Below are 18,107 nucleotides of genomic sequence, written 5' to 3'. Positions count from 1 at the left end.
GTTGTCACCCTCCGCTTACGAGTTGCACTGTCGTGTGCTCCGCTTCGTACTCAGCGTGCGAACATTCGCAGGCAATCGACAGGTTGATCTGCGACATTTCCACGTAGCCCTTGATCATCGCTTCCCGAATATGATATGAATCGTAGACATTTTTTGTTACCCGTTGAGTGGATACATAGATGAATTCACCGTTCTCCTCAATGCGTTCACCTGAGTGGGCAGTAAGCTCCGACATGAATTGCTTCGGCAACTTGACTACCACTTCTTTCGTCTTTGACTTCTCGTACACAGCCGACACCTCCGAAAATCCCGATCTCTGTCTAGTTTACCTTCTCATCTTACCATTGAATCGTTCGACTGAAAAGGCGATCCGGCATTTTTGGTGCCATTCACATAGATGCGCGGAACCCGCTTTGTCAAAATACAAGGGATCTCATAGGGGATTGTGCCCAGCTTTTCGGCCCATTCGTCGATCAAGACTTCCCCGTCCCCTTGGCGGCCGATCAACTGGACCGGTTCTCCGACCGGAAGCTGTTCTTTCAGGCGGATCATGCATTGATCCATACAAATGCGCCCGACAATCGGCACCCGTTCGCCGCGCACTAACACTTCTTGCCCTTGCAAGCCGCGCAGCATGCCGTCTGCATAGCCGACAGGAAGCGTGGCGATCCACTCTTCGTCTTCACTCCGGTAAGTCGCGCCGTAGCTGATCGTCGCACCCGGCTGAACTTTTTTGATGTGGACGATTTGCGTTTCTAGGCTGAGTGCCGGCTCAAGCGTGATCGGTGAATGCTCGCCGACATAAGGCGACGGGGAGATGCCGTAAAGCGAGATGCCGATCCGCACGGCATCACAAGCGACGGACGGGTGCATAAGCGCCGCGGCGCTGTTCGACACATGAACCATGACCCCTTCCGGCAACTGCTCCAAGACGCCATTCATCCGTTCAACCTGCTGTTCAAAAAGCGCCGGATTCTGCTCGTCTGCTGCCGCGAAATGAGTGAAGATGCCGTCGAATGAAAATTTTTCCGAAGCCAGTTTGGCAAATGCCTCCTGCGCTTCCTCAGGCTGTATGCCAAGACGCCCCATTCCGGTATCGACTTTCAAATGAACCCGCAGCGGCTGTTCTGAAACAGCCGCTTTTTCAGCCGCCTCGATCCACTCGAGCGACAAGGCGGTGATGATGACATTTTCGCGCTGCGCTACGGGCACGAATGCAGCAGGCACTGCCCCCATTACGAGTAGCTCCTGTTCAATCCCCGCACGTCGCAGCAACAACGCTTCGTCCGGCGTGGCGACTGCCAACATGCGGACGCCGCAATCAACAGCAGTACGGGCAATTTCTTCTGCCCCATGTCCGTAGCCGTCCGCTTTAACGACTGCGATCACTTCAGCGTCGCCAGCCCGTTTTTGAAACGCCGACAGGTTATTGCGGATCGCTTCTAAATTAATGACTGCTTTTGTTGGTCGATACATTTCCATATTCTACACATCCTGTTCATTCGGTTTGCAAAACAACTTGCGCGGCGGCAAATTCTTTTGAATGGGTGATCGAAACGAACCCGCATTCCGCACCGCGGAAAAACATGCCGGGTTTGCCGTTTTCATCTTTTCTGATTTCCATATCCGAAAAAGGGCATGCTGCGCCGATTCCGGTACCGCGGGCTTTGGCGAATGCTTCTTTCGCCGCAAAACGCCCTGCCAAAAATTCAGTTCTGCGTTTATTCTTCAATAGAAGATACTCGACAAGCTCCGATTCGGTCAGGACACGCTCGCGGAATTTCGAAGATCTTTCATCGAGCTTGCGGATTCTCTCCAGCTCGACAATATCAAGACCGATTCCTGTTATCATAAAGGTTTCTCCTTTCATTCGCAAATGGGTAACGGGTATAATAAAGCTATGAAATTGAGGTGACCTTATTGTTTATCAGAAGAGAAAGTTTTTCGCAGTACTTAAGAATGTACCCCGTCGTATCAACTTTGATCGCGTTGAATGTCCTCATTCACTTGCTGACATTTTTGCCGATGCTTGGCGAATACATTTACTATTACGGCGTCGGGTCGAACTTCCACATCGCGAACGGCGAGTGGTGGCGCTTTGTGACGCCGATCTTCCTCCACGGGGGATTTATGCATTTGCTGTTCAATATGTTCTCGCTATTCCTGTTCGGACCGGAACTTGAGCGTTTGACCGGCAAGATGCGTTTTATCACCATTTATATGCTGGCCGGCCTTTTCGCTTCGGCGGCCACTTATTTCCTGCAGCCGCTCGATTATGTACATGTCGGGGCAAGCGGCGCGATTTTCGGGATCTTCGGCGCGTTCGGTGCCCTCGTCTATTACGGCGGACGTGCATTGCCGCAACTCAAACAAATTATACTCCCGATTATCGTCATTAGTATAGTCATGACATTTGTGACGCCAAACATCAACGTCACGGCCCACATCGCCGGCATGATCACTGGCTTTTTAATCGGGCTCAGCTATTTCCATCCAAAACGCATCGTCAGCTGGCGCGCCAAAAACCGCCGCTGACCCTCATGAAAAAACCCTCAGCCGAATTCACTCGGCTGAGGGTTTTTCGTTGGTTCCTGATCCATTACCTGGCGCTGCCTTGATGGTTCATACCAAGCCAGGATGCGTTCAGCATCTTCCCGTGCCAAACTCGGCACGAGCGCGGTGGCTCCGAGCATGCCGGATTTGATTGTTGCATGGACAGAAGCGACATCGCGGCGGCGCTGGAAAATCGTGCGCGTCACCGCTACCACTTGAATGCGTTTTTTCAGCATGTAGAATCGGTGTAAGCTAATGCCGCGGAATTGCGCCGTCAATTGGCGCCCCGAGATGGCATAACCCGCCGAACGGTGCTGCCAGAGGCCGATTGCAATGATGACCGGAACGACCGCAAGTGCCCATAAGCCATAAGGATAGAAGAAATAGCCGAGCGCCGCTAATGCCGGAACGAGCCAGCCGATCGACAGTCGGTAAAAGAACGGACGGCTTCTTTTCGGCAAGCGGGTCAATTCCGGAGACCAGTCGAAATCCGGGAACAGTTCATCCAGGACCGGCTTCATCTTCTCTTGCTTAACGAGCGGGAATAAACGGATCTTTTCATCTTTATCGGCCAAGGTGCCCCCTGCGCTTTCGACCGTGACGTTGACATAGCCGAATAATTGGCGCAGTGGATTTTGCGTCATTTTAATGCCCTGTACACGGTTGAACGGCACAGAAACTTTTTTCTTCTCCAATAAGCCGCGTGTAATGTAGATCCGTTCATCGTCTGCAAGGATGGTGAATTGATAATTGGCGATGAGTGTCATGGCCACTGAAATGACCCATGCAAGCAATAACCCTGCAAATACGGTCAATGCAACGACCAGATAGCCGAAGCGCATGAACAGCATGACTTCCTCGTAGATCGCGTCGTAGGGAATCAGCTCGGCAAACTGCGACAGAAATAAGGCGACACCGGAAATGACGACACCGATTCCTCCCGAAGTGGTCGCGAGCACCAATAATTCCTTCATGCTCATGCGGTACAAGACACGCGCTTGTTCTTCCACAGGCTCCTCGCGCGGCGGCTCCGCTTCGGCCGGCCCGTAGAGCTTTTCACCGGACGCCGCGGTTTGTGTGGCATAGCCGCGCTTCGCCATATGCATTTCCTGTTCGATACGGTCAGCTTCCGCACGGTAAATGGCGGTCAGTTCCGCTTCCGACTGCCCCGCTTTTCCGGAGCCGGCCGTTTCGACTTTCACTTTGACGAGCCCAAACGGACGGTGGAAAATCCCTTCCGTGTAATTCAAGCTTTGGATTCGTTCAAACGGGATATAGCGTTTCTTTTTGACGAACAAGCCGTATTCGATCCGCAGCTCCCCATCTTCAAACCAGTAGACAAAGCGTTTCCATTTGATGATGCCGGCAATCAGCATGAACAACAGCACCACGCCACCGATGAGCAGCGGCAATAAACCTTGCCAGCCTTGGTTGAACATGCCCGAGATCCCGTCCTCGCGGAATAAGTTTGCGCCGAAGATGATTACAAAAGGCAAGATCAATTCTTTTAAGCCTTTCAAGAAATTAATGAGTGCTGAAATCGGATGCAGTTTATAGCGCGTCTCAGACATCATCTTCCGCCACCCTTGCGAGCACGGAAATACGGGAGCGCAGTTCATCCGCTTCTTCTGTAATCAATGCTGGAATGGTATGGGTTGTCGCCGCAGTCGAAATGGAGATCTCCGACAGGTCGTATTTGCGGAGAATCGGTCCTTGTTCAGTGTCGACATGCTGGACGCGGACCATTGGCACAAGCGTCCGTTTGACGATGAACAAGCCGTGCTGCAATTCGATTTCCTGGTCGCGCACTTCGTAGCGCCACCTTTCCCAACGGATTTTCGGGAATAAATAAACGAATAGAAAAGCAAACAGCACTAATAATCCGCCCGCTGCGGCATAGATCCAATTTGGCCAGTCGAAAAAATATGCAAGAGTGCCTACACCGGCCAACAGCACTGCGACGACCACTGTCTCGATCATTCCATAGAGGCGCCAGACAGTCAGCCCTTTTCGAGAGATCCGGTTTTTCGGTTGATGGTTCATTATGTCATCTCCAATCAAGAGTACTCTCTTCATCTATACGTTTCATGAACCGGAACGTTTCATTTCATTGTACCTTATTCCGAAACGACAAAAAAGACGGAGAATCGACAGTTGCTGCCGGTTCTCCGTCTTGTTATCTTATTGATTGGATTTTAGGATTCGTGACGGCGAGTGCGTCCTGGACGCCCTCCGCCTGAAGGACGGCTTGAGCTTGATGACTCGCGACGGCCTTTGTAGCCACCGCTTGATGGACGTCCGCCGCCGCCTTTGCCTTTATATCCGCCGCCGGATGAACGTCCGCCACCTTTACCTTTGTAGCCGCCACCGCCACGTGATGGCAATGGGCGCTCTTCAGTAATTTGGACAGGAGCATCTTCCGGATCTTTCGTTAGCGTTTTAAGTGCTGCTGCAATCAAATCAACTGCATCGTGCTTGTCCAACATTTCTGTTGCAAGTTCACGATAGCTGCCAAGATTGTTTTTCTCAGTCATTGTTTCCAATTGTTCCATCGCAACACGCTGAAGTCCGATAACCGCTTCGTCAGCAGTCGGAGGAACTAGAGCTTCCATTTTCTTCTTCGTCGTTCTTTCAACGATTGACAAGTAGCCCATTTCGCGTGGTGTAACGAACGTTACGGCTACGCCTTTTTTGCCTGCACGGCCAGTACGGCCGATACGGTGAACATAGCTTTCAGGGTCTTGCGGGATATCGAAGTTGTATACGTGTGATACGCCTGAGATATCAAGACCGCGTGCTGCTACATCAGTTGCAACAAGGATGTCGATTTTGTTTGCTTTGAATTGCTTCAAAACAGACATGCGTTTCGCTTGGCTAAGGTCGCCGTGGATTCCTTCTGCAAGGTAACCGCGGAGGTTCAAAGCTTTCGCCAATTCGTCGACACGGCGCTTCGTACGTCCGAAGACGATGGCAAGTTCCGGCTGTTGAACGTTCAACAAACGGGAAAGGATGTCGAACTTCTCGCGTTCTACAGATTTCACATAGAACTGCTCGATGTTCTCGACAGTCATTTCTTTCGACTTGATTTTAACGATTTCAGGTGTCTTCATGAATTTTTCTGCGATGCGGCGAATCGGATCCGGCATTGTTGCAGAGAACAGAAGCGTCTGACGGGTTTCAGGGACATTCGACATGATTGACTGAATGTCTTCGATGAAGCCCATGTTCAGCATTTCATCAGCTTCATCCAACACGAGTGTATTGACGTTTTCAAGTTTCAGCGTGCGGCGGTTGATGTGGTCAAGCAAACGACCAGGCGTGCCGACGATGATTTGAGGGCGGTTTTTCAAAGCGCGGATCTGGCGGCCGATTTCCTGGCCTCCGAATACGGACAAGATACGCACGTTTTTGTCTTTACCTAGGTTGTAAAGTTCTTCAGAAACTTGGATCGCCAATTCGCGTGTCGGTGCAATGACCAAACCTTGCACATTTCCGTCGCGTGTGTCGATTTTCTCGATCAACGGAATACCGAAAGCGGTTGTTTTACCAGTACCTGTTTGTGCTTGCCCGATAATGTCTTTGCCTTCCATGCCCAGGCGGATTGTGCCTTCCTGGATAGGTGTCGCTTCCTCAAAGCCCATACGTCTTACGGATTTCAATGTTGTTTCGCTGATGTTTAATTCTGTAAATTTAACCAAATTTTTTCAATCTCCTTTTGTCTTCATCTTATTTACAAATGGTACACATTTTAGATGAATTTATGACAAGGTCGAGCCTTTATTAAGAACTTTCACGTCGAAAATCATGCTCTGGAGTTTTAAGTCAGAGGGGATGTGTGAACAGGAAAAGCTCGGTCGTTGCCGAGCGGTCTGCACAGCGGGGGTTGTCTTCCCCATTAAGTAGAACAAACCGTTTATGCTCAAAAAAAACCTCTTCACGAAGGAAGAGTGTCTCAAAAATGTATCCATTGCTCTAAACAGAATAACACGCTTTATCTGCACATGCAATTGATATGCAAAGGTTCCAATTATCAGTTTACTGTCCCTGACGCATGAATTCCAAGGCTTTCGGAAACCATTCGGCAGCATCGTCGCTATAGCAGATCAAATGCTTGCCGGTTGCCGAGTGATAAAGATGCTTTTCTTTTGAACCGAGGTGATCGTATATATGCTGAGCTGCGGACGGCGGGACGACACTGTCTTTTTCGCCTTGGACGATAAACGCCGGTACATCGATCAAATGATAATAAGGTTCTACGGTCTTGACGACGCGCAGGAACTCAATCGTCGACCGGATCGGCGTATTACGGAATTTGTATTCATATAGATGGAACAGCGCATTTTGATTGATGCGCCTGCCGAGCACATCACGTATCGCTTCTCGAACTTCTTCCCGGATCTGTATCGGGCTGATGTATTTCACGGCCGCACTCAATAACACAAGCCGGTCGATTTTATAACGCATCGACAAGTAAAGCGCGATCAGCCCGCCCATCGAGAAGCCGACGATGATGACACGGTCGGCTTTCGCTTTCAGGCGTTTCAGTGCCAGCTCCGCTTCCATCATCCAAACTTCCGCACTTTGTTCACCGAGTTCAAGCTTTTCGCCATGCCCAGGCAATGTTGGAATTTCAATGACCCAATCCGTCTGCTCGTTCAAGTAATCGGCAAACGGCTCGACTTCAAACGGCCCGCCGGTAAACCCATGGATGCACAAGACGCCGGTTTTCATTGGCTGGTGAACGGTTCGATGACTTTTTCAAGCGCCATGCCACGCGAACCTTTGACGAGAACAGCTGTATCTTTCTTGACGTTTTTCTTCAAAAGGTCGATGATCGGGCCGTAATCGTCTTCGCTCCACAATAATTTCCCTTCATAAGAAGTGGCCAGTTTGTCATACAGCCATTTCATGCGCGGGCCATACAGGCAAACGCCTTCGAGTTCCGGGCCGATCGAACTTGCCAGCTCTTCGTGGAAGCGCTGTTCGTGTTCGCCAAGTTCGAGCATATCGCCGAGCACTGCCCATTTTGTTTCTTTCATCGTCGTCTCACGGATAAAGTTCAGTGCCGCTTTTACGGAAGTCGGCGCCGCGTTGTATGCATCATTGATGAATACTGCACCGTTATCAGCAGGAATCAGCTGCATGCGCATATCAGTCAGTGCAGCATTTTTCAACGAGCGGCGGATTTCTTCTTCCGTCAATCCAGCTTCTAGGGCAATTAAGATCGCAGGCAAGGTGTTTTTTACCTGATGTTCGCCAAGCACAGGGATGGCGAACTTCGCGTCGATGATGCCATTGACCAAGAAACTGCTGCCGTCTTCGGTCGCTTTAATATCAGTCACGCTCAATTCATTGTCCGGCCCGAAGCCGAACGATACCGCTTGTGTGAAATCTTCGACAAACGGCAGTAATAGCGGCTCATCGCCGTCGTAGAAAAGCTTGCCATGCTGTTCGAGCCCGGCGACGATTTCGAACTTCGCTTCGGCGATGCCTTCTCTCGATCCGAGGTCCTGCATATGCGCTTCGCCGATATTGGTAATGACCGCATAGTCCGGGCGTGCAAGCTCAGACAAGAACTGAATCTGCCCGAAGCCGCTCATGCCCATTTCGAGGACCACGTATTTGGTGTCTTCATCCAACGACAGGATCGTCAGTGGCAGCCCGAGTTCATTATTGAAATTGCCTTGCGTTTTCTGGACTTTATAGTATGGCTTCAAGACGCTCGCGACCAGATCTTTCGTCGAGGTTTTGCCGTTGGATCCGGTAATGCCGATCACGGTCGCCTTCAATTCATTGCGGTAAGCGCGCGCCATTTCCTGCAATGCCTTTTCGCAATCGTCAACGATCAATAAAGGCAAATCGGACGGCGGCTCCGGTTCGTCGCTCTGCCATAATGCAGCGGCAGCCCCCGCTTCGATCGCATAGCGGACATATTTATGCCCATTGGCATTTTCGCCGCGGAACGGAATGAACAAATCGCCCGGCTTCAGCGTCCGCGTATTGATCGACACGCCAGTCACTTCAATCCCTTTTAAATTCGTCTTGATGTCCAGCCAATCGGCTATCTGTTCAATCGTTTTTTCCATAGGTTCTCCCCACTCAATCCATTTTAAATTGCAATAATTGTTTTTCTTCAAAACGTTCAATAGCAAGCGCGATAAGTTTCTCGATTAAGTCTGGATACTCAAGGCCGGTATGCTGCCACAACAATGGGAACATGCTATACGGCGTAAAGCCCGGCAATGTATTGACTTCGTTGATGATGATTTCATGTGCATCTGTCACGAAAAAGTCTGCGCGCACGAGTCCCGTACAGTCGAGGATCTTGAAAGCTTTTTTGGCGGAATCGACAAGTTCTGCATAAACCGCTTCCGGCAGTTCTGCAGGGATGATCATCGCCGTGTTGCCGTCTTTGTATTTTGCCTGATAGTCATAGAAAGCTTTCAACGGTTTGATTTCGCCTGCCACCGAGCATTCCGGCTCATCGTTCCCGAGCACGCCGACTTCGATTTCACGGCCGACAACGCCTTGTTCGATGACGATTTTCCGGTCGAATTTTAGTGCTTCCTCCACCGCGGCAATCAGTTCTTCGCGCGATTCGGCTTTGCTGATGCCGACACTTGAACCGAGGTTTGCCGGTTTGACGAATACTGGCCACGTTAACTCCTGCTCGACCTTATCCAACCACTGGTCCTGGCTGTTTTTCCAATCGCGGCGCAGGAAATAGACGTAAGGCGTCTGGTGCAGACCGGCTTGTTCGAACAATTGCTTCATGACCACTTTGTCCATGCCAGCGGATGAAGCAAGAACGCCGTTTCCGACATACGGCAAATTCATTACTTCAAGCAAGCCTTGTACAGTGCCGTCTTCTCCGTTCGGCCCGTGGAGCAGCGGGATGATGACGTCGAGCGCCGGCTCTTTGCCAGTTGGAAGGAAACTGGAGATATCATTTTTACGTTCCGCTTCCCCTTCGATTTGAAGCTCTTCTATAGAAGAAACAGGCCCAGCTAAAGGAGTACCTTTTCGCCATTCGCCTTCTTGTGTGATGTAGATCGGGTAAACTTCGTATTTATCAAAATCAAGCGCTTTAGAGAATGCGCTGGCTGTTGTCAACGATACTTCGTGTTCAGCGGATTTGCCGCCATATAAAAGCCCAATTCGTTTTTTCATTAGTGACCCTCATTTCGTTTTGCATATTGCTTAGTTTATCACGAACGTTGTCAGCCGAAAAATCTTTTTGTCAGCGGCTGTAAAATCGCCCGAACAAAAAATGATACCCGCGTCTTACCAGGTATCATTTCCAGCCTTTTTGTTTTCGGTCGTAGACAATCCGTCCCGATAGCGGCTTGCCGATCGTTTCCCCGAGATCTTCCCAGAACTCATCCATGAAATCGATCTCGCCGACGGTCCGGACGTGGAGTTCAATCGTATTTTTCGTTTTTTCAGGGTCAGCCAGCGACAGCAGCACCCCTTCGCCCATGTCCATGCGCAATTTATGGAATTGCTCTTTCGGCAACTCCGGTATCAAGTCCTTCATCCGGCGGCGGAAAAAATGTTGGCCGTTCGTTTCTTTGCGGATGATTTGCGTAAAATGATTGGCGATCAATGCACCGAGTTTTTCCATGCGCCGGAAATAGATCTTGGTCCATTCCTTTTCCTCGCCCGCCAAATATACATACTCGTTTTGCAGCGTCGTGAAGAATGGGCTTTTCACCGGTTCTTTTTTATGCCCTAAGTAGAGAAGTTCCGCCTGCTCCTGCGCAGTCAGTGAATTCAATTGCTTTTCACTTCGAAAATCCACCCAGCAGAACTCACTTTTCCGGTTAGAGCGGGCCCTTTTCAATTGACTGTATTCTTCTCTTGTTGCGAAGTCCAGATGGGTGTGCATATTAAAAGAAGCTTCCTCATACGGATGCTTCAAAAGCAAAAGATTCTCCGGCATGTCGACCGCTTCGAGAAAATGCCCGAAGCCAAAACCGCTAAAAAGCGCCATCCGGTCCGCTTCGCTCACATAGATATATAAATGCTGTATGTAAAAATCCGTCTTCAACGGCTTTTTCTCCATGTGCCCCACTCCATTTCCTCTCTCATTATACGGCTTAGGCGCCCGTTAGGAAACATTCCTGTTTTCAAATCGTCATTACTTTTTGCATGCGCACAAGTTTGGCATATGCTGTATAATGATGGGCGTTATAGATTAAGAAAAGTATGGGTGAATTGATATGCAAACTAACAAGAGCTTTTCCGATCGTTTCGATTGGTCGCTCACCTTTATATTGTTCCTGTTTTTCATCGTCAGCTTGGTCGCGATCTCTTCTGCCCAGACTTCGGGGCAGTACTTGACCAATTTCGTCCCGCGCCAGGCGCTATTCTATATCGTGTCGGCAGGGATGATCGCGGTATTGATGTACTTCGATACCGATCAATACAAGAAAATGGCGTATTATTTATACGGAGCGGGCATTTTGCTCTTATTCGCCTTGATGATCGCACCGGACGGGCAAGGCCAGATCGCACAGCCGATCAATGGCGCAAAAGCTTGGTTCCACACGCCATTCGTCAATATCCAGCCAGCCGAGTTCATGAAAACCTTCTACATTTTAGCGCTCGCAAAAATGATTTCTTCGCATCATGAACATCATTTGCTGAGCACCATCAAAACCGATTTATTATTGCTCGGTAAAATTGCGGCGATGCTCGCTGTACCGCTCGGCTTTATTTTGTTGCAACCCGACCTTGGAACGGCGCTCGTATTTATCGCCATTACATTGGCTATTGTGGTCGTCTCCGGAATCTCATGGAAAATCATCTTGCCAAGCTTTGGCGGCGTTGCGCTCATCGGCGTCACTTTATTGTGGATGACGCTTAATATGCAGGAATTGCTCGGACGCTTCGGTTTGAAGCCGTATATGTTCGAACGGATCTACACCTGGCTTGATCCTTACTCCTACGCGGAATCGGGCGGCTATAACTTGATCGCTGCCTTGAATGCGATCGGTTCGGGAGAAGTATTCGGAAAAGGTTATCAAGGCCGCCAAGTGTATGTGCCGGAGAACCACACCGATTTCATCTTTACCGTTATCTCTGAAGATTTCGGCTTTATCGGGGCAAGCGCCGTCATTATTTTGTTCTTCATGCTCATTTATCATTTGACGAAAATCACGATCCAGTTCAAAGATACTTTCAGCACCTATGTGTGCGCCGGTATCATCGCGATGATTACGTTCCACGTCTTCCAGAATATTGGCATGACAATTCAATTGCTGCCGATCACCGGAATTCCTCTTCCTTTCATCAGCTACGGTGGCAGTTCCTTAATTGGTAATATGCTGGCGCTCGGCGTCGTATTCAGCATGCGGTTCCATCACAAGAACTATATGTTCGACCGCTCAAGCCAAAATTCATAAGCAAAATAAAAAACTCCGGCGCATTGGGCGTCGGAGTTTTCTTATGAAGAATGCGATGAGGCTTGCGGCGGCTGAGGCAATGATAGGGTTTTGCTCAGCTCTACACGGGATTTTGTTATCTTCGCTTGGACGCCAAGTTTTGCAAGGTTTGATACAATGTTGCGGATCTCTCCATTTTTAATCATCCATAATCACCTCTTCGGGGAGTAATTGTTGCTATTTGGACGTGTGCAGATCTCGCTGATGTGACTGTTCCGTTCGAAATAGTTGACTTTTCTTTATCTACGTATATAATACCATCATTTCAGAGTTTCAAACGTATCAATTTGATGACAAATGCAAAGCTTGAGTTAATCTCTTGAAGCTCATACCCCCTTAAGGTATACTCGGGGTGTAATCGAAACTGTTCACTTATCGATTGGATCAAGCCGGTGAACGATTCGCTATCCGAATAATTGGAGGGGTTTTGAATGAGTGAAGCAATCGAAGAAATGCCATCCCCAGATGCCTGCAGAAAAAGCCACCATCCTCCTTCGGTCAAACGTGATTTGACGAATCGGCTGAATCGCATCGAAGGGCAAGTGCGCGGCATCAAAGGCATGGTGGACCGGGATGTCTATTGCGATGACATCATCACGCAATTGGCAGCTACCCAGTCCGCATTGAACAGCGTGACGAAAGTGCTGCTCGACGGGCATTTAAAAAGCTGTGTCAAAGACCGCCTCGCTTCAGGCGACGAAGAGATCCTGGATGAACTGCTCGTCACTTTCCAAAAGTTGATGAGAAAATAAAATAGAGGAAGCGATCTGCTTTCCATATAACTAAGGAGGAATTTTTCATGAAAGAACAAGTTCACCTACAAGTAAGCGGCATGAGTTGCCAACATTGTGTCAAATCCGTAGAAGACAGCGTCGGCGCACTTTCCGGCGTCGAAAAAGTCGACGTTTCACTTGAGCAAGGCGCAGTGGATGTCACATATGACAGCGCGAATGTCGATGTCGCACAAATCGCCTCGGCTATTGAAGATCAAGGCTATGATGTAGCGGCATTAAGCGAATAACTGCGGAAACGCAGTTATTTTTTTCAAAACAATATACCCCTATAAGGTATGAAGGTGGGATTATACATGGCTACTAAGCAAACGGAATTGCCGATCACCGGAATGACCTGTGCCGCATGTGCAAACCGGGTCGAGAAAGGCTTGCAGAAACTTCCCGGCGTATCGTCGGCGACGGTCAATTTTGCAACCGAAAAAGCATCGGTCAATTACGATGATGAACAATCCAAACTGAGCGATCTGCATCAAAAAGTCGAACAGCTCGGCTATGGCATCCAGCAAGAAGAAGTCGACTTTTCGATCCAAGGCATGACATGCGCGAACTGTTCGGCGCGCATTGAAAAGGCGCTGAATCGAATGGACGGCGTTGAACACGCGACGATTAACTTGGCACTAGAAAGCGGCCACGTTGTCTACAGCCCGGGAACCTTAACGCCTGAGGCTTTCGTTCAAAAAATCCAATCGCTCGGCTATGACGCCGTGCTTGAGCAGGACCAACAGGAAGCGACCGATTACAAGGAACAGGAAATCAAGAAAAAGACCCGCCTATTCTGGATATCTGCCGCTTTCTCGTTGCCGCTCCTATGGACGATGTTCAGCCATTTCACGTTCACGTCTTGGATGTACGTCCCGGAATTCCTGATGAATCCGTTCGTGCAATGGGCGCTCGCGACACCGGTGCAATTCTGGGTCGGCGCGACCTTCTATAAAGGCGCCTATTTCGCATTGAAAAACAAAAGCGCCAATATGGATGTATTGGTCGCACTCGGTACCTCGGCCGCCTATTTCTACAGCGTCTACCTGGTCCTCGCCAACCTAGGCATGGGCCACAATATGGGCTTGTATTTCGAAACGAGCGCCGTCTTGATCACCTTGATCGTTCTCGGCAAAGTATTTGAAGCGCGTGCGAAAGGCCGATCGTCCGACGCCATCAAGAAACTGATGAAGCTGCAGCCGCAGCATGCGCTCGTCGAACGCGGCGAAGAATTCGTCAGTGTTGCGATCGCAGACGTCAAAGAAGGCGATATCCTGTTGATCAAACCAGGCGCTTCGATCCCTGTCGATGCAGCGGTTGTCTCCGGCAGTTCCGCCGTTGACGAATCGATGCTGACAGGTGAAAGCCTGCCGGTCGATAAGTCGGCTGGCGACGCCGTATACGCCGCAACCGTCAACGCCAATGGTTCGTTGAAAGTGCGCGCCGATAAGATCGGCAAAGATACCGTACTATCAAATATCATCCGTGTCGTTGAACAGGCGCAAGGATCGAAAGCGCCGATTCAACGGCTCGCCGACCAAATTTCCGGCATTTTCGTTCCGATTGTCGTCGGCATTGCGATCGTGACCTTCTTGATCTGGTACTTCCTCGTCGCCCCTGGAGATTTCGGGTCAGCATTGACCAGCACGATCGCCGTTCTCGTCATCGCCTGCCCGTGTGCGCTGGGGCTTGCGACACCGACGTCGATCATGGCCGGTTCTGGACGCGCCGCTGAACAAGGCGTATTGTTCAAAACGGCGGAATCCTTGGAAACGACGAAACATATCGACACGATCGTGCTCGATAAGACCGGGACCATCACCAACGGCAAACCGGTTGTTACCGACTTTATCCCAGTGCCGGATGTCGATGCCGAACAAGTCAAACGGCTTGTTGCCAGCGCAGAAAGCGAATCCGAGCACCCCGTTGCACAGGCAATTGCAGACTTCGGGGCTGCAGGGCTTGGTGTCAGCAGATTCGAAGCAGTTCCTGGACACGGCATCAAAGCGAATGTAGATGGCCAGGATGTTTGGGTCGGCAACCGCCGCTTGCTCGATGGCATTACAGTGGACGAACAAGCGGCCGAACGATTGGAACAAGACGGCAAGACTGCGATGTTCATTGCCATCGACGGAAAATACGCGGGCCTTATCGCTGTCGCAGATACGATCAAGGATTCTGCAAAAGCCGCCGTCGAAGAAATGAAACGCATGGGGCTGCGCGTCGTCATGCTGACCGGTGACCAGCAGCGCACCGCCGATGCCATCGCCAGACAAGTCGGCATCGATGAAGTCGTCGCCGGTGTCCTGCCGGCTGAAAAAGCGGGACATGTTGCGAAACTGCAAGAACAAGGGCGCAAAGTCGCGATGGCTGGAGACGGCTTGAACGATGCACCGGCACTTGCGACCGCCGATATCGGCATGGCCATGGGCACTGGCACTGCCATCGCCATGGAAGCGGCCGACATCACCTTGATGCAAGGCGATTTGATGCGCGTTGCGGATGCCGTCCGCATGAGCCGCCTGACCGTCCGCAACATCAAACAGAACCTGTTTTGGGCGCTCGCCTATAACTCGGTCGGCATTCCGATCGCCGCTGCCGGATTCCTCGCGCCTTGGCTCGCAGGCGCCGCGATGGCGTTCAGTTCCGTTTCCGTTGTCATGAACGCATTGCGTTTGCAGCGCGTAAAATTGAATAAGTAAACGATTCCCAAAGCTCCCGGCTGCCATCAGGCAAGCGGGAGCTTTTCGTTGTCCATCTTTTTCGGCTGCCGTTGTTCTGAGTGGCAAACAAGAGTAAAATGAAAACACCAGTCTTTGCAGAAAGCAGGAATTCCTTTATGAAGAAAACCATTTTATTGCTCATGTCCGTCCAGTTTTTCGTCTATCTTGGCTTCGGCCTAATCATTCCGATACTCCCTGAAGTGATCGTCCAGCAAGGTTATGCGGACATCCACGTCGGAGGATTAATTACGATATATGCCCTCTCGTCCTTTTTCACCGCGCCGTTATGGGGCAGATTATCCGACGGCACCGGCCGCAAAAAGCTGATCTTGGTCGGGCTTGCCGGATTCGCGCTCAGTTTTTTCCTGTTCTCGCTGTTTCTCGATAATCTTATCCTGCTGTACATGTCTCGCGTTATCGGCGGCTTGTTCTCGGGTGCGCTTTATACAGCCGTCACGGGATATGTTGCGGATATCACGACCGATGAAGAGCGCAATAAGTACATGGGCCTTCTCGGCATGTCGATCGGGCTCGGCTTTATATTCGGGCCGGCGATCGGCGGCTTGCTCGGCGCGGTCTCCTTATCCTTGCCATTCACCGCCTCAGCTGCCCTTGTGCTATTGTTGATGGTTTATGCAAGCATCGTCTTGAAAGAACCGGTCCGCAAAGGCGAAGCAGTCAAACGCAAGCTGTTGCCAAAAGGCGCCAGCACGCTTTGGCATTACCGTATCCGTTATTTGTTCCTGTTCTCTTTCATGGTGACGTTCCTGCTCGCGGGCTTGGAGTCGACATTCCAATTGTTCCAGATTGACCAAATCCAAATTACCCCGCTCCAGCTCGGCTATTTGTTCATGGCCTCTGGCTTTGTGGATGCCGCGATTCAAGGCGGCGTTGTCCGCCGTGTAAAAAACGGCACCGAGACGCAATGGATCATCGGCGCACAGATCGTCACCGCGCTAGGCTTGGTGCTATTGCCGTTTACAACCAGCTTGGTGTTTGCAGGTGTCGCACTCAGCATCTTCACTGCCGGCAACGCCCTCGCGCGCACCGTGCTCGTCTCGCTCACTTCGAAAGAAGCGGGCGGCAAATACGGCACAGCGGCCGGCATGACTTACTCGATGGACAACCTCGGGCGCATTATCGGCCCGCTGTTTTTCACGTGGCTGCTCACGATGCAATCCGGCGCCATCTATTATCTTTCGGGCGGATTGGCCATTTTCAGCATCATCTTGATCGTCCTGTTCAAAGCTTCCAAAAAATCGTTGCGCTATACAGAACAACAAGCCGGCCAGACCCGGGCATAGAAAATCCCCAGACAGCTCGGCTGTCCGGGGATTTTTTTCATAGATACAATAAAGCGATCCAGATGATGTGAAGCGACAATATGCCAACATACACAAAATTGGCTGCCAGAAGGAAATAGCGCCAGATTCGGGACTCGAGCCGCACGAGCGGGGTGAAGAGGAACGCGGCAAGGCAGGCGGACAACAACAGCTTAACCGAAAAGATCGCAAGCGGCGGCAAGCCGCTGAGCAAAGGATTCGCTTCTTCGATCGCTCCCGCAAGCAGCCCCCAATAAGTCAAAAAACCATCCGCTAAATTCAACACGACCAATGTCCAGATCGGTTTCTTTAGCGGCGTTCTCAATTGCTCGGACATGTCACGCACCTCTCCTCCCTGTAAATTAATTTTATTATGGATAAAAAAGGCATTCGATCAGTTCGACTGATTGAATGCCTAAAAACGCTTAATATGGAGTGCCTCCATTTATATGAAGTACTTGGCCCGTCACGTACGATGAGTCGTCTGAAGCCAAATAGACATATCCCGGGGCCAGTTCATCGGGTTGCCCTGGCCGCCCGAGCGGCGTGCCGCTTCCGAATCCTTCGACCTCTTCCGCTGGGAAAGAAGCCGGGATGAGCGGTGTCCAGATCGGGCCGGGTGCGACTCCGTTAACCCGGATGCCTTCTTTTGCGAGCGATCCGGACAAGGCGCGGGTGAATGCCAGAATCGCGCCTTTTGTAGAAGAATAATCAATTAAGCTTGGCTCGCCGCGGAAAGCGGTGATCGATGTCGTATTGATGATCGATGCGCCAGGTTTCAAATGGTCCAGTGCCGCTTTTGTCAGGTGGAACATGCTGAAGACATTAGTGCGGAATGTTTTCTCCAGTTGCTCTGCCGTGATGTCCTTAAGCGATTCCTGTACATGTTGCTCTGCGGCATTGTTGACCAGCACATCGAGTTTTCCGAATTCCTCGATCACTTGTGAAATGACTTCCTTGCAAAACGCTTCGTTGCCGATGTCTCCGTCGATAAGCAAGCATTTGCGCCCCTCTTTTTCGACAAGCTGCTTCGTTTCCTTGGCATCTTCGTGTTCGTCCAAATAGGAAATCGCCACGTCTGCCCCTTCTTTTGCAAAAGCGACGGCAATGGCGCGGCCGATTCCGCTGTCGCCGCCGGTTATGAGCGCGACTTTGCCAGGCAAACGCTGTGAAGCCCCTGCCAGATTCCCCTGGAAATCCGGGTGCGGTTTCATTTCATTCTCAAATCCAGGCTGGCGCTCCTGATGCTGCGCCGGCACTTTTTCCACTTTGTCTTTCATCGTGCATCCC

The 18,107-nt window shown here is 50.6% G+C and carries 19 protein-coding genes; 6 read left to right on the top strand and 13 right to left on the bottom strand.

The annotated features are described in order from the left end of the window. Positions 1 to 4 precede the first annotated feature (4 nt). Genes CW734_RS03870 through acpS form a run of 3 tightly spaced genes read right to left on the bottom strand, consistent with a single transcriptional unit; the run spans position 5 to position 1,852 of the window. A complete protein-coding gene (locus CW734_RS03870) occupies positions 5 to 289 on the bottom strand; it encodes a transcriptional regulator (protein WP_068460417.1) in 285 nt (94 codons plus the stop codon). Positions 290 to 333: 44 nt separating this feature from the next. After that, positions 334 to 1,482, bottom strand: a complete 1,149-nt coding sequence (gene alr / locus CW734_RS03865; protein ID WP_101189514.1) for an alanine racemase — start codon at positions 1,480 to 1,482, stop codon at positions 334 to 336. 16 nt (positions 1,483 to 1,498) lie between these two features. Further along, complete coding sequence (gene acpS / locus CW734_RS03860) at positions 1,499 to 1,852, bottom strand: holo-ACP synthase (RefSeq protein ID WP_101189513.1); 354 nt, start codon at positions 1,850 to 1,852, stop codon at positions 1,499 to 1,501. 68 nt (positions 1,853 to 1,920) lie between these two features. Between acpS and CW734_RS03855 the strand changes: the two genes are divergently transcribed. Further along, positions 1,921 to 2,535: a rhomboid family intramembrane serine protease gene (locus CW734_RS03855; protein WP_058381780.1), complete on the top strand. Its 615-nt coding sequence runs from the start codon at positions 1,921 to 1,923 to the stop codon at positions 2,533 to 2,535. Between the two features lie 17 nt (positions 2,536 to 2,552). On the opposite strand, the gene CW734_RS03850 is transcribed toward CW734_RS03855, so the two are convergent. From CW734_RS03850 to CW734_RS03820, 7 genes are all read right to left on the bottom strand, one after another. Next, positions 2,553 to 4,124: a PH domain-containing protein gene (locus CW734_RS03850; protein WP_101192126.1), complete on the bottom strand. Its 1,572-nt coding sequence runs from the start codon at positions 4,122 to 4,124 to the stop codon at positions 2,553 to 2,555. After that, positions 4,117 to 4,596, bottom strand: coding sequence for a PH domain-containing protein (locus tag CW734_RS03845; protein WP_101189512.1), 480 nt, complete (start codon positions 4,594 to 4,596; stop codon positions 4,117 to 4,119). The genes CW734_RS03850 and CW734_RS03845 overlap by 8 nt, the downstream gene beginning before the upstream one ends. A 152-nt stretch (positions 4,597 to 4,748) precedes the next feature. Beyond that, positions 4,749 to 6,251 carry a degradosome RNA helicase CshA gene (locus CW734_RS03840; RefSeq protein WP_101189511.1) on the bottom strand — a complete coding sequence of 501 codons (1,503 nt, stop codon included), beginning with the start codon at positions 6,249 to 6,251 and terminating at the stop codon, positions 4,749 to 4,751. A gap of 337 nt (positions 6,252 to 6,588) precedes the next feature. Beyond that, positions 6,589 to 7,284: an alpha/beta hydrolase gene (locus tag CW734_RS03835; protein WP_101189510.1), complete on the bottom strand. Its 696-nt coding sequence runs from the start codon at positions 7,282 to 7,284 to the stop codon at positions 6,589 to 6,591. After that, positions 7,281 to 8,639: a UDP-N-acetylmuramoyl-tripeptide--D-alanyl-D-alanine ligase gene (locus tag CW734_RS03830; protein WP_101189509.1), complete on the bottom strand. Its 1,359-nt coding sequence runs from the start codon at positions 8,637 to 8,639 to the stop codon at positions 7,281 to 7,283. Before CW734_RS03830 ends, CW734_RS03835 begins: the two co-directional genes overlap by 4 nt. A 13-nt stretch (positions 8,640 to 8,652) precedes the next feature. Further along, on the bottom strand, positions 8,653 to 9,723 hold the full coding sequence (locus tag CW734_RS03825; RefSeq protein ID WP_101189508.1) for a D-alanine--D-alanine ligase: 1,071 nt from the start codon (positions 9,721 to 9,723) through the stop codon (positions 8,653 to 8,655). Positions 9,724 to 9,847: 124 nt separating this feature from the next. Beyond that, positions 9,848 to 10,618 carry a hypothetical protein gene (locus tag CW734_RS03820; RefSeq protein WP_101189507.1) on the bottom strand — a complete coding sequence of 257 codons (771 nt, stop codon included), beginning with the start codon at positions 10,616 to 10,618 and terminating at the stop codon, positions 9,848 to 9,850. A 157-nt stretch (positions 10,619 to 10,775) separates the two neighbouring features. On the opposite strand from CW734_RS03820, the gene CW734_RS03815 reads away from it, so the two are divergent. Then, positions 10,776 to 11,960: an FtsW/RodA/SpoVE family cell cycle protein gene (locus tag CW734_RS03815; RefSeq protein WP_101189506.1), complete on the top strand. Its 1,185-nt coding sequence runs from the start codon at positions 10,776 to 10,778 to the stop codon at positions 11,958 to 11,960. 41 nt (positions 11,961 to 12,001) lie between these two features. On the opposite strand, the gene CW734_RS19360 is transcribed toward CW734_RS03815, so the two are convergent. After that, positions 12,002 to 12,145: an Lmo0850 family protein gene (locus tag CW734_RS19360; protein WP_180958518.1), complete on the bottom strand. Its 144-nt coding sequence runs from the start codon at positions 12,143 to 12,145 to the stop codon at positions 12,002 to 12,004. Between the two features lie 285 nt (positions 12,146 to 12,430). Here CW734_RS19360 and CW734_RS03810 point away from each other — a divergent pair, with 285 nt between their 5' ends. The 4 genes from CW734_RS03810 to CW734_RS03795 all read left to right on the top strand — a co-directional run bounded on the left by CW734_RS03810 (position 12,431) and on the right by CW734_RS03795 (position 16,799). Further along, the gene (locus CW734_RS03810) at positions 12,431 to 12,751 is read left to right on the top strand and encodes a metal-sensitive transcriptional regulator (RefSeq protein ID WP_101189505.1); all 321 of its coding nucleotides are present in this window, start codon (positions 12,431 to 12,433) and stop codon (positions 12,749 to 12,751) included. Between the two features lie 47 nt (positions 12,752 to 12,798). Continuing rightward, positions 12,799 to 13,020, top strand: a complete 222-nt coding sequence (gene copZ, locus CW734_RS03805; protein ID WP_068872065.1) for a copper chaperone CopZ — start codon at positions 12,799 to 12,801, stop codon at positions 13,018 to 13,020. 66 nt (positions 13,021 to 13,086) lie between these two features. Beyond that, complete coding sequence (locus tag CW734_RS03800) at positions 13,087 to 15,474, top strand: heavy metal translocating P-type ATPase (protein WP_101189504.1); 2,388 nt, start codon at positions 13,087 to 13,089, stop codon at positions 15,472 to 15,474. A gap of 137 nt (positions 15,475 to 15,611) precedes the next feature. Beyond that, positions 15,612 to 16,799 (top strand): MFS transporter, encoded by a 1,188-nt coding sequence (locus tag CW734_RS03795; RefSeq protein ID WP_101189503.1) that lies wholly within the window; start codon positions 15,612 to 15,614, stop codon positions 16,797 to 16,799. A gap of 37 nt (positions 16,800 to 16,836) precedes the next feature. Here the strand turns inward: CW734_RS03795 and CW734_RS03790 are convergent, their stop codons facing one another. Both CW734_RS03790 and CW734_RS03785 read right to left on the bottom strand, forming a co-directional pair. Continuing rightward, complete coding sequence (locus CW734_RS03790) at positions 16,837 to 17,154, bottom strand: DUF5658 family protein (protein ID WP_101189502.1); 318 nt, start codon at positions 17,152 to 17,154, stop codon at positions 16,837 to 16,839. 88 nt (positions 17,155 to 17,242) lie between these two features. Next, positions 17,243 to 18,097, bottom strand: a complete 855-nt coding sequence (locus tag CW734_RS03785; protein ID WP_101189501.1) for an SDR family oxidoreductase — start codon at positions 18,095 to 18,097, stop codon at positions 17,243 to 17,245. Positions 18,098 to 18,107 lie beyond the last annotated feature (10 nt).

The organism is Planococcus sp. MB-3u-03 (assembly GCF_002833405.1).
Taxonomy (GTDB): Bacteria; Bacillota; Bacilli; order Bacillales_A; family Planococcaceae; genus Planococcus.
The sequence above is the reverse complement of the archived record's forward strand: the minus strand, read 5'-3'. Positions and strand labels throughout refer to the sequence as shown.

Bases quoted from the DNA above. Each gene is read 5' to 3' on its own strand.
- CW734_RS03795 (WP_101189503.1), top strand. From the start codon at position 15,612: ATGAAGAAAACCATTTTATTGCTCATGTCCGTCCAGTTTTTCGTCTAT.
- CW734_RS03850 (WP_101192126.1), bottom strand. From the start codon at position 4,124: ATGTCTGAGACGCGCTATAAACTGCATCCGATTTCAGCACTCATTAAT.
- CW734_RS03835 (WP_101189510.1), bottom strand. From the start codon at position 7,284: ATGAAAACCGGCGTCTTGTGCATCCATGGGTTTACCGGCGGGCCGTTT.
- CW734_RS03785 (WP_101189501.1), bottom strand. From the start codon at position 18,097: ATGAAAGACAAAGTGGAAAAAGTGCCGGCGCAGCATCAGGAGCGCCAG.
- alr (WP_101189514.1), bottom strand. From the start codon at position 1,482: ATGGAAATGTATCGACCAACAAAAGCAGTCATTAATTTAGAAGCGATC.
- CW734_RS03820 (WP_101189507.1), bottom strand. From the start codon at position 10,618: ATGGAGAAAAAGCCGTTGAAGACGGATTTTTACATACAGCATTTATAT.
- CW734_RS03810 (WP_101189505.1), top strand. From the start codon at position 12,431: ATGAGTGAAGCAATCGAAGAAATGCCATCCCCAGATGCCTGCAGAAAA.
- CW734_RS03800 (WP_101189504.1), top strand. From the start codon at position 13,087: ATGGCTACTAAGCAAACGGAATTGCCGATCACCGGAATGACCTGTGCC.
- CW734_RS03825 (WP_101189508.1), bottom strand. From the start codon at position 9,723: ATGAAAAAACGAATTGGGCTTTTATATGGCGGCAAATCCGCTGAACAC.
- CW734_RS03845 (WP_101189512.1), bottom strand. From the start codon at position 4,596: ATGAACCATCAACCGAAAAACCGGATCTCTCGAAAAGGGCTGACTGTC.
- acpS (WP_101189513.1), bottom strand. From the start codon at position 1,852: ATGATAACAGGAATCGGTCTTGATATTGTCGAGCTGGAGAGAATCCGC.
- CW734_RS03790 (WP_101189502.1), bottom strand. From the start codon at position 17,154: ATGTCCGAGCAATTGAGAACGCCGCTAAAGAAACCGATCTGGACATTG.
- CW734_RS03830 (WP_101189509.1), bottom strand. From the start codon at position 8,639: ATGGAAAAAACGATTGAACAGATAGCCGATTGGCTGGACATCAAGACG.
- CW734_RS19360 (WP_180958518.1), bottom strand. From the start codon at position 12,145: ATGATTAAAAATGGAGAGATCCGCAACATTGTATCAAACCTTGCAAAA.
- copZ (WP_068872065.1), top strand. From the start codon at position 12,799: ATGAAAGAACAAGTTCACCTACAAGTAAGCGGCATGAGTTGCCAACAT.
- CW734_RS03815 (WP_101189506.1), top strand. From the start codon at position 10,776: ATGCAAACTAACAAGAGCTTTTCCGATCGTTTCGATTGGTCGCTCACC.